Origin of the sequence: Streptomyces sp. (genome assembly GCF_035563135.1) — a bacterium.
In the GTDB taxonomy this organism is placed as follows: domain Bacteria; phylum Actinomycetota; class Actinomycetes; order Streptomycetales; family Streptomycetaceae; genus Streptomyces.
The window spans coordinates 13,855-34,044 of sequence record NZ_DATMVN010000098.1 but is presented as its reverse complement, the minus strand read 5'-3'; the positions used below and the strand labels follow the sequence as shown (position 1 = coordinate 34,044).

Annotated in this window: 16 protein-coding genes and 3 pseudogenes; 10 read left to right on the top strand and 9 right to left on the bottom strand. The window is 67.5% G+C overall.

Features of this window, described 5'->3' with window-relative positions; translation table 11 throughout:
* Window positions 1-3: 3 nt before the first annotated feature.
* Together VN520_RS04325 and VN520_RS04320 are read right to left on the bottom strand one after the other, a co-directional pair.
* Window positions 4-372 (bottom strand): VOC family protein, encoded by a 369-nt coding sequence (locus tag VN520_RS04325; protein ID WP_325745492.1) that lies wholly within the window; start codon window positions 370-372, stop codon window positions 4-6.
* Window positions 373-591: 219 nt separating this feature from the next.
* Window positions 592-1,443, bottom strand: a complete 852-nt coding sequence (locus VN520_RS04320) for a methyltransferase (RefSeq protein WP_325745491.1) — start codon at window positions 1,441-1,443, stop codon at window positions 592-594.
* Window positions 1,444-1,958: 515 nt separating this feature from the next.
* On the opposite strand from VN520_RS04320, the gene VN520_RS04315 reads away from it, so the two are divergent.
* Window positions 1,959-2,678: a hypothetical protein gene (locus VN520_RS04315; RefSeq protein WP_325745490.1), complete on the top strand. Its 720-nt coding sequence runs from the start codon at window positions 1,959-1,961 to the stop codon at window positions 2,676-2,678.
* A gap of 395 nt (window positions 2,679-3,073) precedes the next feature.
* Here VN520_RS04315 and VN520_RS04310 read toward each other — a convergent pair whose 3' ends face one another.
* The 3 genes from VN520_RS04310 to tap form a co-directional block, all read right to left on the bottom strand.
* The gene (locus tag VN520_RS04310) at window positions 3,074-4,141 is read right to left on the bottom strand and encodes a hypothetical protein (RefSeq protein WP_325745516.1); all 1,068 of its coding nucleotides are present in this window, start codon (window positions 4,139-4,141) and stop codon (window positions 3,074-3,076) included.
* Window positions 4,142-4,313: 172 nt separating this feature from the next.
* Window positions 4,314-4,871: a telomere-protecting terminal protein Tpg gene (tpg, locus tag VN520_RS04305; RefSeq protein ID WP_325745489.1), complete on the bottom strand. Its 558-nt coding sequence runs from the start codon at window positions 4,869-4,871 to the stop codon at window positions 4,314-4,316.
* A gap of 9 nt (window positions 4,872-4,880) precedes the next feature.
* Window positions 4,881-6,380 (bottom strand): telomere-associated protein Tap, encoded by a 1,500-nt coding sequence (gene tap, locus VN520_RS04300; RefSeq protein WP_414719764.1) that lies wholly within the window; start codon window positions 6,378-6,380, stop codon window positions 4,881-4,883.
* On the opposite strand from tap, the gene VN520_RS04295 reads away from it, so the two are divergent.
* The 9 genes and pseudogenes from VN520_RS04295 (at window position 6,304) to VN520_RS04255 (ending at window position 17,516) form a co-directional block, all read left to right on the top strand.
* Window positions 6,304-6,621 carry a hypothetical protein gene (locus VN520_RS04295; RefSeq protein WP_325745487.1) on the top strand — a complete coding sequence of 106 codons (318 nt, stop codon included), beginning with the start codon at window positions 6,304-6,306 and terminating at the stop codon, window positions 6,619-6,621. The genes tap and VN520_RS04295 overlap by 77 nt on opposite strands.
* Before the next feature lie 806 nt (window positions 6,622-7,427).
* Window positions 7,428-7,964, top strand: a complete 537-nt coding sequence (locus VN520_RS04290) for a hypothetical protein (protein ID WP_325745486.1) — start codon at window positions 7,428-7,430, stop codon at window positions 7,962-7,964.
* A 144-nt stretch (window positions 7,965-8,108) separates the two neighbouring features.
* Window positions 8,109-11,360 carry an RHS repeat-associated core domain-containing protein gene (locus VN520_RS04285; RefSeq protein ID WP_325745485.1) on the top strand — a complete coding sequence of 1,084 codons (3,252 nt, stop codon included), beginning with the start codon at window positions 8,109-8,111 and terminating at the stop codon, window positions 11,358-11,360.
* A 932-nt stretch (window positions 11,361-12,292) separates the two neighbouring features.
* A pseudogene (locus VN520_RS04280) lies at window positions 12,293-12,820 on the top strand (transposase family protein); the annotation flags it as partial.
* A gap of 55 nt (window positions 12,821-12,875) precedes the next feature.
* Window positions 12,876-13,163 (top strand): contact-dependent growth inhibition system immunity protein, encoded by a 288-nt coding sequence (locus VN520_RS04275; RefSeq protein WP_325745515.1) that lies wholly within the window; start codon window positions 12,876-12,878, stop codon window positions 13,161-13,163.
* Entirely contained in the window at window positions 13,072-13,791 is a 720-nt protein-coding gene (locus VN520_RS04270) for an IS6 family transposase (protein ID WP_414719763.1), read from the top strand. Before VN520_RS04275 ends, VN520_RS04270 begins: the two co-directional genes overlap by 92 nt.
* Window positions 13,792-14,083: 292 nt before the next feature.
* Window positions 14,084-15,283 (top strand): NAD(P)/FAD-dependent oxidoreductase, encoded by a 1,200-nt coding sequence (locus VN520_RS04265; protein WP_325745483.1) that lies wholly within the window; start codon window positions 14,084-14,086, stop codon window positions 15,281-15,283.
* 216 nt (window positions 15,284-15,499) lie between these two features.
* Window positions 15,500-16,552 carry a hypothetical protein gene (locus VN520_RS04260; RefSeq protein ID WP_325745482.1) on the top strand — a complete coding sequence of 351 codons (1,053 nt, stop codon included), beginning with the start codon at window positions 15,500-15,502 and terminating at the stop codon, window positions 16,550-16,552.
* A gap of 10 nt (window positions 16,553-16,562) precedes the next feature.
* Complete coding sequence (locus VN520_RS04255) at window positions 16,563-17,516, top strand: sigma-70 family RNA polymerase sigma factor (RefSeq protein ID WP_325745481.1); 954 nt, start codon at window positions 16,563-16,565, stop codon at window positions 17,514-17,516.
* Window positions 17,517-17,554: 38 nt separating this feature from the next.
* Here VN520_RS04255 and VN520_RS04250 read toward each other — a convergent pair whose 3' ends face one another.
* The 4 genes and pseudogenes from VN520_RS04250 to VN520_RS04240 all read right to left on the bottom strand — a co-directional run bounded on the left by VN520_RS04250 (window position 17,555) and on the right by VN520_RS04240 (window position 20,142).
* Window positions 17,555-17,917 (bottom strand): hypothetical protein, encoded by a 363-nt coding sequence (locus tag VN520_RS04250; protein ID WP_325745480.1) that lies wholly within the window; start codon window positions 17,915-17,917, stop codon window positions 17,555-17,557.
* Window positions 17,918-17,959: 42 nt separating this feature from the next.
* A pseudogene (locus VN520_RS39550) lies at window positions 17,960-18,118 on the bottom strand (hypothetical protein); the annotation flags it as partial.
* Window positions 18,119-18,402: 284 nt separating this feature from the next.
* Complete coding sequence (locus VN520_RS04245; RefSeq protein WP_325745479.1) at window positions 18,403-18,975, bottom strand: S1 RNA-binding domain-containing protein; 573 nt, start codon at window positions 18,973-18,975, stop codon at window positions 18,403-18,405.
* 46 nt (window positions 18,976-19,021) lie between these two features.
* Window positions 19,022-20,142, bottom strand: a pseudogene (locus VN520_RS04240) (IS630 family transposase).
* Window positions 20,143-20,190 lie beyond the last annotated feature (48 nt).

The following is a 20,190-nucleotide window of genomic DNA, read 5'->3' as shown; positions in this document are numbered from 1 at the left end:
GCGTCAATGAGCTTGGATCGGCTGGGTGAGGTTCAACGGGTTGCCGTCGGGGTCCTGGATGTGGGCGACGCGCTGTCCCCACGGCATGTCGTTGGGGCCGCTGCTGACCGAGCCGCCCAGCGCCGTCACCCGGCCGAGCGTCTCGTCGACGTCGTCGACACCGATGCTGAGCAGGATCCGCGGCGCCGCCCCGGTTCCCGGGTTCGTCTTGGCCACCAGCCCGAGGTCGGTGTCGCCGATGCGCAAGCCGAGGTAGAAGGCCGGGCCTTCCGCCGGCACCCGGAAAGTCGCCTCGGCGCCGAACAACTTCGTATAGAAGCTGACCAAGACGTCCTGGTCGGCAGTGATGATCACTGGCTGGATGGTGGACATGGCACTCCTGTCGAGAACGGTCGTGTCGCTGGGTAGACCGTTCGAGGACGGTGAACTCATCGACAAAACCACCCCGCCGGACGATCTACACCCCAGACTGCCGCCCACGACCAGCACAAACACCACGAAACGGGGTCACGCTACCCTTGCTGACCAGCCACTTCAAGATGGCGCAGCCACATTGCTCGTCGGTCAGCAAGCGCACGCGCCCGCTCGTGGTCACCGGAGCCGGTAGGCGGTGGCCAGCACGGAGACAGTGACCTGATCGGGCAGGACGCCGCCGTCGTTGAGGTCTGCGCGGCTCACATGGCGTGCACTCGGCGTCATCCCCACCAGATCCAGGGCATCCAACTTGGTCAAGGGAACGGAGTACTCCACCTGCTCGGTGACGACGGCCTCGAAGAAGGGGTTGAGCGCTCGGTGGAGGCGCTGCTCCTTGGTCGGGTCGATCGTGATCATTGCAGGCATCTGGCCACGCAGCTCGGCCAAGTGCCGACCGGTGGGTCGGAGCACGATCAGCCGACCGGTCAGACGCAGCACGCGGTGGAACTCGGCCGGGTTGCGTGGGGCGAACACGTCCAGCACGACATCGGCCGCCCCGTCGGCCAGTGGGAAGGGACGGAACACGTCCCAGGCCACCGCGGCGGCTCGGTCGTGGGCACGGGCCGCCAAGCGCAGTGCGTGCACCGATGTGTCCAGCCCCAGACCGCGGGCGCCAGGCAGCTGGTCGAGTACGCCGGCCAAGTAGTAACCCGTGCCGCACCCCACATCCAGCACCGCGCCCTGCTCAGACACGGCGTCAGCCGCCAGGCGGGCCCCGACTTCGCGAATGGGCGCGTAGGCGCCGGTGGACAGAAAGCGGTCCCGGGCCTGGACCATGGCCGCGTCGTCGCAGCTGGTGGCGCGGGTGCCCGTCAGCAGGCTGGCATAGCCGTGACGGGCGATGTCGAAGGTATGGCCCACCGGGCAACGCAGCGCACCGTGGCCGGGGTGCAGGCGGCGCGTACGGCACGTCGGGCAACGCAGCAGGTCGAGAGACAGATCGAGGGCAGGGGGAAGCGACACGGGCACGAGGCACTCCGCCGACCAGCTGTTCACCGCGCGGGAGCAAGGCGCCACCGAACAGCAGCTCCAGCAGATCACAGCCGACGGCCTCGCCCGGATGTACTTCCGTACCAACAACAGCCGGGCTCACGGGCTGGGCGTGGAGTTCACCGACGTGGAGCGGCTCGACATCGAACTGTAGACCGGCCCGCACAAAGCGCCTGGTCCCCGGCATTTGTGACTGAGTGGTTCAGATGGCGGGTGAGTGCGCTACTTGGCGGAGCTGTGCGACGTAGTTGGCGGGTTGGCTGGCAGGACGCTGATGGTGGCCTGCCAACTACCTGCCCCGCGGTTGTTGCCGGGAGTCGGCAACGTGGGGTGCGGGGGCTCTGCCCACTGTCCGCGTTACTTGCCTGCTTCTGCTGGTGGATGCTGTGACCCGTCGGGATCGAGGGTGAAACGCGCACGTCGCGGGTGCTGTGCGATGGGCGTTGGTACCTATGTGCCCAAATGGTGCCCGAGTGCGAGGTGGGGGAGGAAAAATGGCTGAGGCGGCGTGGAAGCCGGGGCTGCGGGCGGTGGTCTGGATGTTGGTCGCCCTGCTGGTGGCCAGTCTCGGGGTGGCGATGGCCAGCGAGGTTTCCGGGGCGCTGGAGCGGGAGCGGGAGTTCCGGGCCGCGCCGGACTGCGCTTCCGTGCCGGTGAAGGTCTCGGCCTGCCTCTGGGAACAGGACTTCACCGTCCGCAAGGCCGCACTGCACCGCGGGAAGAGAGGCAAGTCGCCGGAGGCGGAGCTGGTGCTGCCCAGCGGCAAGCCATGGCAGGTGACGTTCCGCAACACCGATCCGGTGGTGTCGGAGATGGAGCCGGATGACAAGGTCGCCGGCCTGATCTGGTACGGGGATGTCGTCGAGGTCCGGGACGCCGACGGGCGGCGGCAGCAGACGTCCGACGGGCCCGTGAACTGGCCGGAGGACCGGCTCGGTGGGGCGATCGGCTGCATATCGTTCGGTGCGGTGGCCTTCATCGGCAGCCTGTGGGGGCTGCTCGGCCGCCGTAGCCGTCGGCAGGTGGTGGCCGCGGCCACCGTGCGGTGGCACGGCCTCGGAATAGGCGTCGCCGCCATCGTGACCCTGTGGGTGCAGGCGGCCGCCGGCTGGCCGCTGTGGTCGATTCCCGTGGGCTGGGGCGTGCTGACGCTGCTCTTGCTGGGCTCCGCGGTTGGCTTTGTCGTCGCCGCACTCCGCGGCGCCATCAAATGACCGGGGGGTAAGCGCCCGGCGTTCCGGCCGCCGAGTGCTCACCTGGCCCGCCTGTCCGCGACGCCGAGCGGGTGCGGTGGACGATGCCCCGCGTCAGATGTCCGTTGCGGCCACCGCCGACCCGGTGGCCGAGGCCCTTCTCCAGCTGGGTCAGGTACGCGGGGCTGACCTTGCGTCGAGCCCTTCCACCCGCCAACCCAAGCGCTCATCCGCCAACTCAAGGACTCCGTCTCAACACTGTGCCGAAGCACCATAGCTGTCACCAGCCGGGTCGGTTGAGGTGCGAGAACGGGTCGCACGAAGCAGTCTGGCTGGCACCAGTGAGGCAAGTGGTTTGTCACGCACCCGCACTCGGCAGCATTTCTGTCACCCGTTGCGCGATGGTCAGTGACGGCTCATTGGATCAGGTCGGTGTGCGGATGCCCGGGGGAGGCCGGACAGACGTAGAGCTGCATGTTGTCGGTGCTGCCGACTTCCACCTTGGTCGGCTGCGCAGGGTTCTGACCGACACGATGGCCGGCGGTATAGGCGGCAGCTTCGTCCTCGTGTGGCGCCCAGCCGCGCTTGCCGTAGTCCCATTCGAAGGAGGCAATGGTCAGCAGCGGGACCATCTGTACCTCGCAGACACTGCAGTACCGAGGATACGGGTCGGTGCGGCCCCACGGGGGCCAGCCGCCGACCTTCCAGCCGGGAGCGACTGCCAGATTGCCGTCGTAGAACTGCGCCGGATAGTCCGCGTAGGAGCTGTCCACGGCAACACCGGCTGCCTGCCACCTGCTCCAGTCCCCCACCGCCAGCCGCATCTCCGGGCTCAGATCGAGGCTGTGGGGATACTCGGTGATCGCTTCCGGTGCCAGCAGACATGGCTCCGGCACATAGCCGTCCCAGTCCGCCTCGTACGGGTCCGGTGGCACAGCCATGACATCGCCAACCTCTGCGGCGGACCGCCAGAACAGCGCAGTCGCAGGCTTGGCATACGGTTCGTGGTCGTATGGACACCACAGCACTTGGAGCACGTCGGCTTTCCCGGGCGGCCGCAGGAGAGGGACATCGCGCACGTACAGCTGGGCGACGGGCAGCATAGGGACCGGACTTTCCGCGGGCCAGGGAGGGCCGGCATCAAGGCGCTCCATGAACGTCGCGGCGTTGCGGGCCTGGATCGCCGTCTCCTCCGGCGTGTAGTGAGGCCCTTGGGGATCACGGTGGAGTCGGGCTTGTCGGCACCTCTCGAGTCGTATGTCTGCCGGCGACTTGCACCGTCCGGTGCCCGAGTGCATGGCTTCGCAGTGCGGCCACGGCTCTTCGACGGGCCACAGCAATGGGCCACCGACAGAGCTGTCCCGTACCAAGGGCGACCCGGCCCGTGGATGCAGCCGAATCGCCGCACGCGCCAACGGAGCCAGCTCGGGGAAGACCGCGGTGACGTCGACAAGCCGCGGCGGAGTAGTACGTACGAAAACCATGCCGGCGATCTTGCCACCGGCCACTGACAGGCCGCTGCCGCCTTGTCCGGCGTCGGTGCTCAACTGGTTGTAACGCCTACCAACCCGGACACGGTGACAACAAGCCTGCCTGTGTGGCAACTACCGCGCTTCGGCTCAAACACTCACGCATGCCCGCCCCAGGCGGGGAGTGTTAGAAGTCGAGCTCGATGTAGTCGATGTCGGTGAGTTCCACCTGGAGGCCGGGGGCGCGGCGGCCGCGGTCCTTGAAGTAGATCTCCTGGAGTCCTGCGGCGGCGATGTCCTGGAGCTGCTGCTCGGTGGCTCCCTGTTCCTGGGCGGTGAAGAGGCGGGCGGCGTAGGTCGGGGGGAGGTGCTGGGTGATGAGGCGGATTCGTCCGTCGTCGGTGGTGCCCGGCGCGGCGGTGAACCCGAACCGGGCCCGGGTCTCGATCCTGATGCCGTCCGTGCTGGCTGCCCGCTTCTTCGCCCTGGCCACCACGCGGGGCTGCCACTTCTTGCGGACCTCTCCCGTCAGGCGTGTGGCGAGGTCCTTGCGGGGCCGCTTGAGTGTTCCCTTGAGGTATCGCTCCACGGTGCGCTGGGAGATGCCCAGGAGCTGCGCTACGGCCTTGGTGGAGCCGGAGTGCTGCTTGACCAGGTAGCGCATCTGCGCGCCGGCGCTTTTGGGGATCGGCCGGGTCGCGGTGCCCGCGGTGGCCTTGTCGAGGCTGTCGCCCAGGATGCCCATCTCGGTGTCCTACTCTCCGTCGTCGATCGAGTCGGTGCCTTTGATGTGGTTGGCCGGGTTGTGGCCTTCGTCGAGCATCGTGATGGCCCACATCAGCGGCTCGGTGCCCTGGTGCTTGACCATGCCGGGGCTCACTCCGAGGCGGAATCCGCCGGCAACGGGCTTGCCGTCGGCGGTGCGCGGGAGCACGTCCAGCGGCGAGGGCCCGTCCGAGAGGTAGACGGCGCAGTCGGACAGGATCGCGATGGGCAGCAGCGCGTCCTCGCCGAGCGTCAGGTGACCGACCGGGGCGGGGTTGGACTGGGTGGCCAGGGCCGTCTTGAGGATCTTGCGGTGCATGCCGGTGCGGGCCTTGGCGATGACTTCGGCCCGGATGTGCGGGCTCCACGCCACGCGCTTGAGGGTCGGCCACGGCTCACCGGCCGGGATCTGCGAGTTCTTGTTGCGCTCCCTCAGCTTGCCGATGCCGCCCTTGACCGTCGACTTGATCGCGTCCAGCACGGCGACCGTCGCGGGGTCGTCGTCCTGGTGCACGGCCATCGCGTCCAGGAACTCCTGCTCGCCCATCCCCGACACCACCCCGAGGTCGGCCATCGTCGCCTTGTACGCCTCGGACAGGTGCTTGTACCAGGGATCCAGGTAAGGGCCGGACTCGCGGCGCAGGTAGGCCTCGGTGGGGTTGAGGGTGACGGGCAGCTGGTAGGTGTCGATGAGCTCCGCCGCGTAGGCGACGGTGGAGGTGGAGTACCAGCCCGGCCCGGTCGGCCGCTCGCCGCGGAAGGTGAACGGGTTCGGCAGGCGCGGGTCCATCTCGATGGCCGACAGGTCGATGCGCCAGGTGCCCGGCACGTTCTTGTCGAACACCGGGTTCTCCACGTGGACCGGCTCGGACAGCCCGACCACGAGGCGGTTGGCGGCGGCGAGGAACGCGGTGTTCACGTCGATGCCGACCGCCCACTTCCGGGTGGCCTCCAGGTCGGTGATCAGCTCCACGTCGCGCGCCCACTCGTACGCCTCTTCGTGGAAGACGTCGTCCTCGCCCTGCTCGCGGCCCTTGAGCGCGGCCATGGCCACCGGGTGCTCGGGCGGCGCTTCCGGCGGGGCCGGCGGAAGCGCGCGAGGCAGGGAACCGGGCATCGCCCCGGGCACCCAGGCGCCGGTCTCCTCGTCCTTGACCGCGCGGGTCGGCGGGCGCAGCGACGTCATCAGCTCGAGGCTGGAGACGGCCGTCGACCCGCGCGGGGTCAGCACCCGGGTCGCGTACGTCCCCAGGACCCGGGCGACTTCCGGGGCCGGCATCTGACCGGTGTCACCCCACGAACGAGTGTCGAGCGCGTCCCACGGCAGGATCGCGAACTGCACGCACTGGCGTTCCGTGCCGCGCCGGAACGCCCAGGCCCACGGCCCGAAACCGCGCTTGGTGAGCTCCCGCTTGGCTATACCGATAATCAACAGCAGCGGCCGGGGCGAGGGCGGGGCTCGCGCCCGAGACTGCGAACGGTTCGCCACCGTGATCCTCGCGCGGGTCAGCGCGGGCACCTGGCAGCAGCTCGCCCCGATAGCCGGCCCCACCCCCAAGAGCAGCGCACACCCGGGCCACGTCCACGTCGTTCAGAACGACACCGCACGCCCGGGCCACGCTCAGGTCGTCCAGAACGACACCGCACACCCGACGCAGCTCCTGCTGATGACCGGCGCCGAAGCTGCCGACTGGCTCACCACCACGGCGGCCGGGAAGAGCTGGTCCTGAGCCGCACACACCACGGGCCCCGGGGGTGACGCACCCCGGGGCCCGGCTTCATGCAGTCGCGCCATGCGGGGAGGCCGGTCAGGGCAGGAAGTTCTTTTGCCGCTGGAGGGAGTCCGTGCTCAGCGCGGCATCGGCCAGGGCCTTCGCGTTTGGGGTTTTGAGGCTGGTGTCGGTCCGGTTCTGGGTGAGGCTGGATCCCTGCTCCCGGGTGCTCGACCGCCTTCAGGGTTTCGCCGGCTTCGTATTCGTGGACCGCGCTGTACGCCAGTGTGTACGGCCTGGTGGGCGTTGGAGACCTGGCCGGCAGCCACCTCGCCGTTCGCGGCTCCTGGATCTCTCCGGAAGCGTTCGTCCGTGAGGTTGCGGGCCTTGCCCCGGGCCCGGCCGGGTCGGAGGTGTGACCTGTCGGCCTGGCGGGGCGGGGCGTGCTGTCGGTGGGACGGGTGTGCTGAGGACAGGTCAAACGGGCTCGTCTGCCCTGTTGTCCAGGTGTCATGCGTGTTGTTCAACTCACACCTGACGCCCTGTCTTGTGTATTGAACATCTATGCACGGCACCGGCCTGAGGAATCGCCGGCGGCGTGAATGGTTTGCCTTGGGTATGCAGGAAAACGCTTTCTGAATCCATGACGTCACGGAGCGTCAAGGTGTTGGCTTACCGTAGCGACGATCACGGAATACGCCGTTCCGGTGGGGGTTATGGCGATGATGCGAAGGCGCATCGGTTGGTGCGCCTTCATTCGCGTGAGTTGCCTGGTGCTCGTGCCGGGCGCTGGGGACACGCTTTCGCACAGGGGGGGTTTGCACGTGAGACGTGTGCGTATGACCGTGGCGGCGACGGTCGCGGGGGCAACGTTGTCGCTGCTGGGCACAGGGGTGGCATCGGCGGCGACCGGTCCGGGGGCGACGCCTCAGCAGCAGGCGGCGAACGCCGCGGCGGGGGCGGCGGGTACGGAGGCCGGCAACCCGCTCAGCGCGGTGGCAACCGCGGCGGGGGTGTGTTCGGACGCCGCGCAGATCGGCACGACGGAGTACATCTACCGGGGCACGGAGACGATCGCCTCGGTCAAGCAGTTCTACTCGCCCAGCTGTGACAAGAACTACGGCTACGTGTGGGCGTGGAAGTCCTTTCTGGACCAGAACATCAACTTCAACCTGACCGTCGGCGTGTGGGCCTACGAGCGCAACTCCCTGGTCGGCCAGCGAACGGTCTTCAACACTCACTCGCAGGAGTTCTGGGGCAACGCGGCCGACACGGCCGACGAGTGCACCTCGGCCGACGGAACGATCAACATCCCAGCCGATCCCGATCCGCTCAACGCCCGTACTTCCAAGCGCTGCTGACGGCCCTCACCGGGCTGTTCACACACCATTTCCCGTCAGGAACAGGGCGGGGCGGCATCCGTGCAGGGATGCCGCCCCGGCAGGTCCTGCTCCTTTGACATCTCACGCATCGGAGAGACCTTCGTGAATCCTCGCATGCCCGCAATGCGGCGCCGCAGATACTGGCTGCCGCTGTCCGTCCTGGCCGTGGCCACCGCGACGGCCACCATGACCGCCGCCCTCCCCGCGAGCGCCCAGCCCCTTACGGCTCCGCGTCCTGCTGCGGCGCCGGCCACCGCGGCGAAGCCGAAGCCCTTCCCGCTGGGGGTGACGAAGGCACCGGCCAGCACCCCGCTGAAGACGGCGCAGACCACCGGGCAGCCGCTGGCGAAGTCCGCAGCGGCCGACCCAGGTTTTTACGCTCTTGGTGTCGGCCAGGTCCCCTGGTCGGAGTTCTTCTCCGCCCAACTCTCCGACGGTGTCAGCGCCCAGGTCAACTACGGCAACGGCAACCTGCTCCTGACCGTCGAGGGTTTCGACATCGCCGACGCCGGCCCCGGCCTGTCCTACGGCAACACCTTCAACAGCCTCAACAGCATCGGCTGGAACGCCACCACCGGCGCGGACTACCACGTCACGGAACCGACTTCCAGGGGCGTCTCCGTCCACGGCCCGTCGGGCACCGCCGCCGTCTTCGCCCGCGACGGCTCGGGCTTCACCTCGGCCAAGGGCTACAAGCAGGATCTGACCGAAGCCTCGGACAAGAAGTCTTTCACCCTCACCAGCCGCCGTACCGGGGAGAAGACCACCTTCACCCGCCCGGGCACCACCGGGATCGCGCGGGTGTCCAAGGTGGAGGACAAGAACGGCAACGCCACCACGATCAGCTATTCGGGGAACTTCACCTCGAAAATCACCTCGACGTCGAAGCGGACGCTGACGTTCACCAACGACGGCAAGCACATCACTGAGGTCTCCGACAACACCGGCCGCTCGATCAGCTACACCTACACCGGTGACCTGATCAAAACGTTCACCGACACCGACAGCAAGAAGACCACCTTCGACTACGACTCCTCCAACCGCCTGATCAAAGTGACGACCGCGGAGGGGCGGCAGACCAGGTTCACCTGGAGCAGCGACAAGGTCGCCTCCCTGAACCGCGTGGTGAACAACGCCACCGGAGCAGGCAACACCACCGTGTTCAACTGGGCGCTGGGCCCGGACAACACCAGCAGCGAGGGCTTCGTCCAGATCACCGATCCGCGAGGGAACAACACTCTCAAAACGGTCGACGGTTACTGGCGTACCAAGAAGACCGAGGACCCCCTCGGGCACACGCGCTCCAAGTCCTGGGGCCCGGACAACGACATCGCCACCGCCACCGATGCGATGGGCCTCTCCCCCGAGGACGGCAACGTCACCAGCTACACCTACGACGAGGCCTTCAACCCGGAATCCGTCGCCATCCCGACGGGGGCATCGGCGACGGCGACATGGGTGAAGAAGGGCAGCGGCTACTTCCCCGAGACGGCCACCTCCGCCAGCGCGGAGGAGACCACCAACGCCTACGACACCTCGGGCAACCTGCTCACCTCGACCGACTCCACCTCCGGCGGCACCGCCGTGGAATGGGAGTACACCTACAACCCCAAGAGCGGTGAGATGGACTGCGGCGGTCTGCCCGGCCAGCGCTGCACCGCCACCGACCCGCGGGAGAAGAAGACCAGCTACACCTACGACACCTCGGGCAACCTGACCAAGGTCACCCCGCCCAGCCCGCTCAAGCCCATCAGCTACACCTACGACGACCTCGGCCGCCAGGAAAGCATGACCGACGGCCGCGGCATCACCACCACCTACACCTACGACGACCGCGACCGCATCAAGACCCAGAAGGCAGGCTCGGAGACCGCCGCCTTCACCTATGACGCCGACGGCAACCTCAGAATTCGTACCACTCCCGCCGGGACATCGACGTTCACCTACGACGAGCAGAACCGCGAGCGCAGCCGCGCCCTGCCCGGCACCCCGGCCACGTCAATCACCTACGACGCCACCGGGAACCTGGAAACCGCGACCGACTCCGCCGGCACGGTGACCTACGGCTACGACGAGGCCAACCAGCTGATCTCGGTCACCGAACCCGGGAACGCGAAGACCACTTACAGCTACAACAACAACGGCGAGCGCACCAAGATCACCTTCCCCGGCGGCACCACCCAGAATGTCACCCCCGACGACTCCGGCCGCCCCACGAAGATCGAGGTCAAGGCAGGCACGACGACCCTGTCGACGATCTCCTACGACTACGCCAACGCGGGCAAGGACACCGACAAGATCCGCAAGCGCACCGCTGACGGTGCCGCCACTGCCTATACCTACGACACCGCGGGCCGCCTGACCAAGGCGGTGGAGACCAAGAGCGGTGCCACCACCGCCGGCTGGTCCTACTGCTACGACGAGGCAGGCAACCGCCTCGGCCGCTCCTTCGGCACCACCCTGCCCGCCACCTGTGACGCCGCCGCCCAGAAGGCCACCTACAACGACGCCGGCCAGCTGACCGCCTTCAACGGCAAGACCGCCTTCACCTACGACGGCGCCGGCAACGAAACCAGCGCCGCCAGCCCCACCGGCACCCGCACCAACGAAACCTGGAGCCCCTTCACCCAGCTCGACGCCTACACCCAGTCCGGCACCACGACGAACCAGACCTACGCCGGCACCGACAACACCCAGCGCCTGACCCGCGACACCACCACCTTCACCAACTCCGCCGTCGGCCTGAGCAACCAGAGCGCCTCCGGCACCGCAACCGGTTTCGTCCGCGAGCCCTCGGGCACGCTGGTGGCCATGAGGAGCGGGGGAAACAGCCAGTACTACCTCACCGACGCCCAGGGCTCGGTCATCGGCCTGGTCGACTCCGCCGGCAAGCGCACCGCTACGTACTCCTACGGTCCCTACGGCGAGCCGCGCACCAACACCGGAACCAACCAGCCCTACCGCTACACCAGCACCTACCTCGACCCCACCGGCCTGTACAAGATGGGCCACCGCTACTACGACCCCAACCTCGGCCGCTTCACCCAACCCGACCCCAGCGGCAAGGAAACCAACGCCTACCTCTACGGTGCGGGCGACCCCATCAACCACATCGATCCGAGTGGGCTAGCGCTGGTGGATGCACTGGGCCCGGTCGGCGATGTGATTCAAGCAGGAGCCCATCTGGCAGAAGGTGACACCAAGGCCTTGTGGGGTGACGTAGCAGGAGCCGTAGCAGGTGGCGGTATAGGAATGGCGTGCGGAAGTATGGCGTTGGCCGCGCCCCTAACGCTCGGCGCCTCGGCGGGATTCGCCCTCGGCTGCTACGCGGCAAGCTGGGCGGGTAGTCAGATTGCCCAAATGCCCTTCAGTTGATCAGACACCGGGCCGCCTTGAAGAACCCGGCACTCGGAAAGGAAAACGCAAAGTGCGCCAAGTGGGAGTATCCATGCAACGACAAGCTCTGTCCAAGCGGCTGCTGACCGCGACCTACGTCTTTGGCGTACTCGGTATTGCGCTGTCGATCACCCTACTAGTCCTAGGGATGATCGCTGGAGGCCTGACACTCCTCGCCTTGACCCTTCTCTTCCTCGGTTGGGGAGCGGTGGCTGCGCGAATGAACAAACGGAACCAGATGTAGGGCCTCGCCGCGAGGGCGACCGGTGGGGACGAGCTAGTGCTCGTCCCCACCGGTAGGTGGGGTGTAGGCGCCGACCGTGGGCGGGTGAGGCAGAAAGATTGCTCCCACCCGCCTCCTAAAAAGGCCTCTGGAGAGAGTTTGGAAACGTGTCATGATCTATACACCTGAAGGGCAGGGAAAAGGATCTTGAATTCCGCAGGGGTGGGAGCTTCCTATCTTATTCGGGGCAATGCTGGCCGTTGTGTGCATCGTCGCTTTCATTAGATGGCGCGGCAAATAATTACTCACCCACCGGATCACCCGGAAGCGTGGAGGAGGATTAGTGGGTCACGTCACTGCACAAGTGGTCAAAGCGCTGGGGATAGGGGTTATATTTTTCACTCTGGTTATGATCGTATCCATTGGGGTGATGCTTGCGAACGGGGCAAATTTCGTTCCGATAATGATCGCCCCGGCGGTGTCGCTATTTCTAGGCGTGGTCATATACAGAATCGGAAATAATAGGTCTCGGTCCTGACTGCAGAAGGTTGTTGCAGCCGAGAGGATCCCCCGGGAGCCGTCTCCAACCTGACGGGTGGTTGGACGGGCGACCCCGGCGGTGGGCATGGAGAAAGCTCCTGGTAGACGGATTCACGACCAAGATCGCCAGTCCGCCAGGAGCTTTCGCATGCTTGTCCATCCGTCCGGTATCGATCTGTCCAGCCGCACTCTGCAGCACCTCTCCGGTCTCCTTGCGGGTCACCGTCGTCGGATCGGCTCCCGGTGGCGACGCCTGACGTGTGGCCGGCAGGCCCTGCTTGTCCTGGCCCACCTGCGCTGCGGCGACACCTGAACCCGCCTCGCAGCAGGTTTCCGCGTCGGGATCACGACGGTCCACCGGTACATACGCGAGGCCGTCGACCTGCTGGCCGCGCTCGCGCCCACTCTGGAACAGGCCATGACGACCGTGCGGAAGAAGGCGTACGTGATCCTCGACGGCACCGTGCTGCCGATCGACCGCGTCGCTGCCGACCAGCTGTATTACTCGGGGGAGAAGAAGCATTACGGGATGAATGTGCAGGTCCTCGCGGATCCAGCCGGCCGTCTGATCTGGGCCTCGGACGCCCTACCCGGAGCTGTTCATGATCTGACCGCGGCCCGGACCCACGGCATTCCCGCCGCCCTGACCGCCGACGACGTCAAGTGCTGGGCGGACAGTGATGATGGGTGATGGCGTCACCGACAGATCTTTCCCTTGGGCCGCCTGACCCCTGGAGGTACTTCGGGAGAACCCGATGACAGAGGGGCACATGTACGAAGGCGATCTGTTGTCCGCGCCCCTCGCCAGGAACCCATCGGTCTGGGACGAGTTTCCCGACCTCGGCAGAGAGCTTCGCGTGAGGCACTGTCACGTTGGCTGTCCGGATGGGATGATTTTCGGGTTGATCATGCTGGGAGGGATTGTCCGTGGGCAGTGCGTCGCCGTCGTACAAGGGACACCGGTACCCGGTCGAGGTGATCTCCCACTGTGTGTGGCTGTACTTCCGTTTCCCGCTTAGCTTCCGCGAGGTGGAGGAGCTGTTGCTCGAGCGCGGTGTGATCGTGTCCTACGAGACGGTCCGGCGCTGGTGCGCGAAGTTCGGGCGGTCCTACGCCAACGGCCTGCGCCGGGGGCGGCCCCAGCCCGGGGACAAGTGGCACCTGGAAGAGGTCTTCATCAAGATCAACAGTGAGCGGAAGTACCTGTGGCGGGCCGTGGACCAGGATGGCACCGTGCTCGATATCCTGGTCCAGAACCGGCGAGACACCGCTGCGGCCAGGCGGTTCTTCCGCAAACTGCTGAAGAAGACGTGTGCGGTGGCGCGGGTGGTCGTCACCGACAAGCTCCACTCCTACGGCGCGGCCCACCGGGAGGTGATGCCGTCGCTCGAGCACCGCTCGCACAAGGGCCTGAACAACCGGGCCGAGAACAGTCATCAGCCCACCCGGCAGCGCGAACGCGCGATGAAGGGCTTCCGCAGCGTGGGCGGAACCCAGCGGTTCCTGGCCGCGTTCAGTGGCATCTCACCCCACTTCCGGCCTCGCCGCCACTTGATGACAGCCTCCGACTACCGAGCCGAGATGACCGTCCGCTTCGCCATCTGGGAGCAGATCACCGGCGCCGCCGGCCAACCCGCCAAAGCCTGAGCACCAGCCCGAAACCCCGGCCCCCACGCCCCGACACACTGCCAGAGACCCACAGCCAACAACGTGACAGCGCCCGTCGTCCAGGCCGTGGCGTTGAGTGAGTGACACGCCTTGCGTTGAGCGGCATCACGCGCCCACGGAGTCCCATGCGCGCCGCCTCGACGTTGCGAGCATCGGTTGGCGGCACTCCTGCCCCTCTGTGATCCATGTCACATGTTGTTCCTGTCAGGAATCGGGGCGCTGTCCCGCTCAAGTCACCGACAGAGAGCTAGCGAACCGACAGGAGCAGCAAATGAAGCACCGCATCGTCGTTCTCGGCGCCGGCTATGCCGGGGCCTACGTGGCCGGGACCCTGGCCCGTCGGCTGTCCCCGGCAGGCACCGAGATCACCGTGGTCAACGCCGAGCCGGACTTCGTCCAGCGGCTGCGGCTACACCAGCTCGCGGCCGGCCAGGAGATCGAGGCTCCACAGCTCGCCGACGTCTTCGCGGGCACGGGGATACGGCTGCGCCTGGCCCGTGTCACCGCCGTCGCCCCCGAGCGGCAGGTCGTCGCCGTGGCTGACGCCGACGGCGGCGGCGAGCTCGCCTACGACACCCTCCTCTACGCGCTCGGCAGCCGCGTCGCCGACCAAGGCGTCCCCGGCGTGGCCGAACACGCCTTCCACGTCACCAGTCGTCCGGCGGCACTGCGCCTGCGCGAGCGCCTGGACAACCTGGCCAAGCGGGGCGAAGGCGGGAGTGTGCTGGTCGTCGGCGACGGGCTGACCGGCATCGAGACCGCCACCGAGATCGCCGAATCCCGGCCAGGCCTGTCAGTGACACTCATCGCCCGCGGCGAGCTGGGCGCGTCACTCTCCGCCGGAGCCCGCAGCCATCTGCGCCAGGCCTGTGACCGGCTGGGCATCACCGTCCTGGAGCACACCGAGGCCGAAGCCGTCGAAGCGGCGCGGGTGCTGTGCGCCGACGGCACCGCCCTGGCGTCCGACGCGACCGTGTGGACGGCCGGGTTCGCGGTCACCCCCATCGCTGCCGCCAGCGGGCTGAAGGTCACCGAGAACGGTCGGATCGTCGTCGATCGCACTATGCAGTCGGTCTCGCACCCGAACGTCTACGCCGTGGGCGACAGCGCCTACGCCATCGGCGACAATGGCCGACCTCTGCCGATGTCCTGTGCTTCGGCCGGCTACACCGGCATGCAGGCCACGGCCGCGATCGTGGGACGCCTGACCGGCCGCAAGATCCCTAACGCCAAGCTGGAGTACCACGGCAACCACATCAGCCTCGGGCGGCGGGACGGGATCCTGCAGATGGTCGACGGCGAAGCACAGGCGAAGCCCAAGTACGTGGGCGGCAGGAAGGCCGCGCGGATCAAGGCGGGCATCCTCAAGATGTCGCTGTGGACCACCTCGCACCCGACCTTCGGCCTGCCCAAGCGCAAGCGCCATCTGGCCGCCGTACCGGATGCGTCAGACGAGAAGGCGGCCGCGTAGCCGCCGTGGGCAGCACTGCCACTGCGCTTCGAGGCCAGGGGCGGATCACCGCCGCCCCATCCTGTGCGCGCCTGAGCACCCCGGCACTGGGCCAGATACCGCCCGCCCACCTGCGAGGCCGGACCAGCAACCGGCCGGAGCCGCTGCTGACCCGGGGTGTGCAACCAGCCCGTCCCCGTCACCAGGCAAAGAGATCTCTCTGTCCGAGGAGGACGCATGGATACTCCGGCCCCACGCGTGGCCGACACACTGCCGTCGTCCTGGCCGACGGTGGCCAGGACAGTCGTCCTGCTCACGGCACTCATCAGTGTGCTGCTCACCGCCTTCGCCTGGCCGTCGGTGCGGTCGCATGTGCACGACGTGCCGATCGCCGTCGCCGGGCCGCCCGCCGCAGTCAAGCAGGTCAGCGCCGCGCTCGACCAACGCCTGCCGGGCGGCTTCGCGATCACCGAGGTCGCCGACACCTCATCCGCCGAACGGTTGATCCGCGACCGGGAGGTGTACGGGGCGATAGACGTCAGCTCCGGCGCTCCGCAGGTCATCACAGCCTCGGCCGCCGGCACAGCGGTCGCCCAGACCCTTCAGGGCGTCGCGGTGGGGCTCGGTCAGGCGCAGGGCCCCAGCAAGACGTCCCCTGTCCGCGACATCGTCGCCCTGCCGGCCGACGACCCCCGCGGCGCCGGCCTGGCCGCCGGAGCCCTGCCCCTGGTCATGGGCGGCCTGCTCGCCGCGCTGCTACTGACCAGGCTGGTCCGCGGCATCGTCCGCCAAGTCGCCGGGGCACTCACCTTCGCGATCACCGGAGGCCTGGCGGTGGCAGCGATCCTGCAGTTCTGGCTCGGCTCACTGGACGATTCCTACCTGGTCAGCACCGGCGCGATCGCCCTGGCCATCGCCGCCACATCCCTGACCATCATCGGGCTGGAGTCACAGTTCGGGTACGCCGGCTTCGGCCTCGGCGCCGTCACCATGATGCTCATCGGCAACCCCCTGTCAGGCGCCTCGACCGCACCCGAGATGCTGCCGGGCTGGTCCGGCACGCTCGGCCAGCTGCTGCCGCCCGGAGCGGGCGGCCAGTTGCTGCGCTCCACAGCCTTCTTCGACGGCCACGGCTCCACCCACTCCGTCCTCGTGCTCATGACCTGGCTCGGATTCGGTGTCGCGCTTTGCCTGGCCAGCGGTCTGCCCAGGCGCGAACGCCGCCTGGGCGCCGGGCCCACCGAGTCCGCCGAGTCCGCCGAGAACGTGGTAGCGCAGCCGTCTAGTTAGGGTGTTCCGCGTGAACAGCACCGCCAGTGATCGCTTCGACACCAGCCGGTTCGAGGCCAACCGGAACCGGCTGGCCTCGCTGGCGTACCGGCTGCTTGGCTCCGCCGCCGACGCGGAAGACGCCGTGCAGGATGCGTTCTTGCACTGGCAGGCTGCCGACCGGCAGCGGATCAAGGTGCCGGAAGCATGGCTGACCAAGGTCGTCACCAACCTGTGCCTAGACCAGCTCCGCTCAGCGCAGGCCCGCCGCGAACGCACCGTCGGTGCCTGGCTGCCTGAACCGCTCCTCGACGGCGACCCGATGCTCGGCCCGGCCGACACATTCGAGCAGCGTGAATCGGTCTCCCTGGCCGTACTGACTCTCATGGAGCGTCTGTCACCGCTGGAGCGGGCCGTCTACGTCCTGCGCGAAGCGTTCTCCCACAACCACGCCGAAATCGCCGAGATCCTCGACATCACCGATTCCGCAAGCCAGCAGCACCTCCACCGAGCCCGGCACCGCATCACCGCCACACGCCGCGGCAGTGGCGAAGTCGACCCGGCATCCGCCCGCAGGATCGTCGAGGAATTCCTCGCCGCAGCCACCTCGGGCCGCACCGAACGCCTAGTGGCGCTGCTCACCGACGACGCGACCGCGATCTCCGACGGTGCCGGCCTGACCGAGAAGCTGCTTCGGTACGACACTCCACAGCGCATCGCCGCCATCGCACGGGCCGGCTTCAAATCCACGCCCGCAAAACAGCGGCTTGCCGGCGGAATCTCTGCTGTCCACTACGCGCTCGTGAACGGCGCCCCCGCCATCCTTTTCGTGCCCGACGGCAAGGTCGTGGGCGCCGTGACGTTCGACATCACAAGCGGCAAGATCGCAACCGTGCGCGGCATCGCCGCCCCCGCCCGCCTCGTCCGCCTCACCGAGGCCTGGCGCCAGCACGGACCGGACACACCGCTCATCACCCAGTGGTGAGCTGACGCCGACCGCGGCCAGGCGCAGCGCCCCGCGCTTCATAGGTGGCTGGTGGGGAGGCTCCGGACGGGGCTCCGCTGGGTGCTGTTGTTGGTGCGCCGGTCCAGCTCGGTGCGGAGTTCGTGGATGACCTGGGCATAGACGGCGACGTGCTCGCGAAGCCGACCGTTGTCCTCCCGCAGTGCGTGGACGACGGCTTCGGCATCTACTGCGCGGGCGTACAGATGCTGGAACGCGAGCGGGATGCCGTTCGCCTCGGACTTCCGTCGGGTGAATTCTTCTTTCAGGTCAACGTGCTTGTCCGTGAGGACCCAGCGTTTGACGCCTGCCTCGGCGGCGAGGGCAACGATGGTGAGGCTGTCGTTGGAGGCGGTGGCCTGTCTGCTCAGGAGCCGGGCCATGGCTTTGCGGATACGGGGTGCGCTCGTCTTGGTGCTGTTGGTTCATGGGAGGGCCTCTGCGGGCTGTGCAGTGGTGTCGTGGGTGTCGGCCGTCTCGCGGAGGCGGTTGGCGTTGGCGCGCAGGCGTTTGCTGACCGGGCCGGGGGAGTGAGCGGCGAGCTGGTCGAGCTCGTCGGTGCGTTCGCGGAGTTGTCGGGCGTGAGCGTCAGTGCGGACGGCGTTGCCGCAGTCGGGTCAGCAGTCATACTGCCGTGGGGCGGTAGCGCCGGGCTCGGGTTCGCAGAGCGCGTTGTCCTGCTTGAAGGCGCAGAGCAGGAACGCGTCGGGGTTGTCATAGAGCACGATGCCGTCGCGGGCGAGAAAGGTTCTGGCTTTCCTAGTAGTGCTGCGACCGGAAAGGTTCACCGGCCTGGGGCGTGTGTCTTCCTTTGGCTGAGCAGACGTTCAGGAGCGCTCGGGCAAGGGAACCGTCGCAACGCAGCGCGTCACATGCCGGCGGATGAGCTTTGTCGTCGGGAGAGGGATAGCCTGCGTCGCTCTCGGTCGATCTCGGTGACGACCACCGTGATCTCGTCGCCGACCTGGACGACATCTGCTGGAGCCTCCACCGGTGTCCAGGCGAGCTCGCGCAGGTGAACCAGTCCCTCGATCCCGTCGGCGACCTGGACGAAGACGCCGAACGGGATCAGCTTGGTGACCTGGCCAGGCAGTTTCTGCCCCAACGCGATGGTGTCGGCGAATACCTGAAAGGGGTCCGGCTGTGTGGCCTTCAAGGACAGTCTCGCCTCCAGGTTCCATGTGTCGAACTGGAGGAACTCGCATGAGACGCGCTGCCCGACCTGCACGACGTCGGTGGCTGCCTCGAAGCGTCGCCAGGACAGTTCAGCGAAGGAGATGAATCCGACGCCGGGGAAGACCGGATGGTCGGGTCCGTCGTCCAGCGCCACGAACACACCGAACCGTTCGATCGCTGTGACGGTGCCGGAAAGGAACTTGCCGCGGTGCAATGACTCCAGGAATGCCCAGAGTTCTGGGTTCTCAAACGGTCCACCCATCATGCCCCCAGCCTTTCACGAGGAGCTGCGCACTGGGTAGAAAGTGCGTTCATGCTGCGGTCTTGAGGGGACGTCCGCCCCAGCGGATGCCTTTCACGCTGCGGATTCGGGCGCGTTCCTTGCGTTCGGCGGCCAGGACGTCACGGTGGCGGACGTTGGCATTGCGCCACCGCAGGTAGGCGTGCAGGGCACGTGTCTGGACGGTGTGGTTGGGGTGGTGGGAGTTGGCGATGGTGAACTGCCGCAGCGGTCCGAAGCGGGCTTCGATCGGATTCGCCTAGGATGCATAGGTCGGGGTGAAGCACAGCTCGACCTTGTTCTTCCCCGCCCAGCGACGGATGTCGGCGCCTTTATGGGCGGACAAGTTGTCCAGGATCACGTAGATCGGGGCGCCGTCGGGCCTGGCGGCACGGATCGACTTCAGCGCGGCCAGCGTGTTGGTGGCACCCTTTCTGCGGCGGTTGACGCCCCACAGGGTGTCGTCGCCGACCGAATAGCAGCCGTGGAAGTACCGCACGCCGTGAGTGCGGTGGTAGGTGGCGGGCAGCCGGTCGGGACGATTCTGCCCGGCCCAGCCCGAGCCTGCGGTGGGACGGATCCCGAGCGGGCCGAACTCGTCGAAGGCGAAGACCCGGTCGGGGAATTGGTCCAGGACCTCCTCGATCCGGTCCAGCTTCGCCTCGCGGTCGGGGTCCGGGGATTCCTTCCACGTCTTGGTGCGCTGGAAGGTCACGCCGCGGCGGGCGAGCAGGCAGCGTAACGCCTCGCGGCCGATCCGGATCACGTGGCCGTGGACTTTGCGCAGGTAGGCGACGAGCTTGCGCAGGGACCAACGGGTGAAGGGCTGACCGAGTTTGGTCGGGCGGGTGGTGGCCGTCTGGATGACGAAGTCCTCGTCCCAGGGCTGAGCTGGCAGGGACGGCCTCCCGCCCACTGAGGGTCCAGGCAGGCCAGGCCGATCTCGTTGAAGCGGTGGATCTCGTCCCGGACGTTGGCCTCGTCGGCCTGCACCAGCTGGGCGATCACAGGCACCCGGTTCCCGCCAGCCGAAGCCAGCAGCATCATCGCCCGCCGATAGCACACCGAGTTGGTGCTGCCCCGACGCACGATCTGCTGCAGATGCTGCCCCTCCTGGTCTGCCAGTCTGCGCACACGGACAGGCTCGGCCACCGCGCCTCCAGCGGTCGGATCGGACGTCACCACACATCCAACCGCCAC

What these genes read in the sequence shown, in the direction of transcription:
- VN520_RS04325 (WP_325745492.1), bottom strand. Translation starts at nt 372, where the DNA reads ATGTCCACCATCCAGCCAGTGATCATCACTGCCGACCAGGACGTCTTG.
- VN520_RS04250 (WP_325745480.1), bottom strand. Translation starts at nt 17,917, where the DNA reads ATGGCCCGGCTCCTGAGCAGACAGGCCACCGCCTCCAACGACAGCCTC.
- VN520_RS04310 (WP_325745516.1), bottom strand. Translation starts at nt 4,141, where the DNA reads ATGGTTTTCGTACGTACTACTCCGCCGCGGCTTGTCGACGTCACCGCG.
- VN520_RS04285 (WP_325745485.1), top strand. Translation starts at nt 8,109, where the DNA reads ATGCGGCGCCGCAGATACTGGCTGCCGCTGTCCGTCCTGGCCGTGGCC.
- VN520_RS04245 (WP_325745479.1), bottom strand. Translation starts at nt 18,975, where the DNA reads ATGATGGGTGGACCGTTTGAGAACCCAGAACTCTGGGCATTCCTGGAG.
- VN520_RS04260 (WP_325745482.1), top strand. Translation starts at nt 15,500, where the DNA reads ATGGATACTCCGGCCCCACGCGTGGCCGACACACTGCCGTCGTCCTGG.
- VN520_RS04315 (WP_325745490.1), top strand. Translation starts at nt 1,959, where the DNA reads ATGGCTGAGGCGGCGTGGAAGCCGGGGCTGCGGGCGGTGGTCTGGATG.
- tpg (WP_325745489.1), bottom strand. Translation starts at nt 4,871, where the DNA reads ATGGGCATCCTGGGCGACAGCCTCGACAAGGCCACCGCGGGCACCGCG.
- VN520_RS04265 (WP_325745483.1), top strand. Translation starts at nt 14,084, where the DNA reads ATGAAGCACCGCATCGTCGTTCTCGGCGCCGGCTATGCCGGGGCCTAC.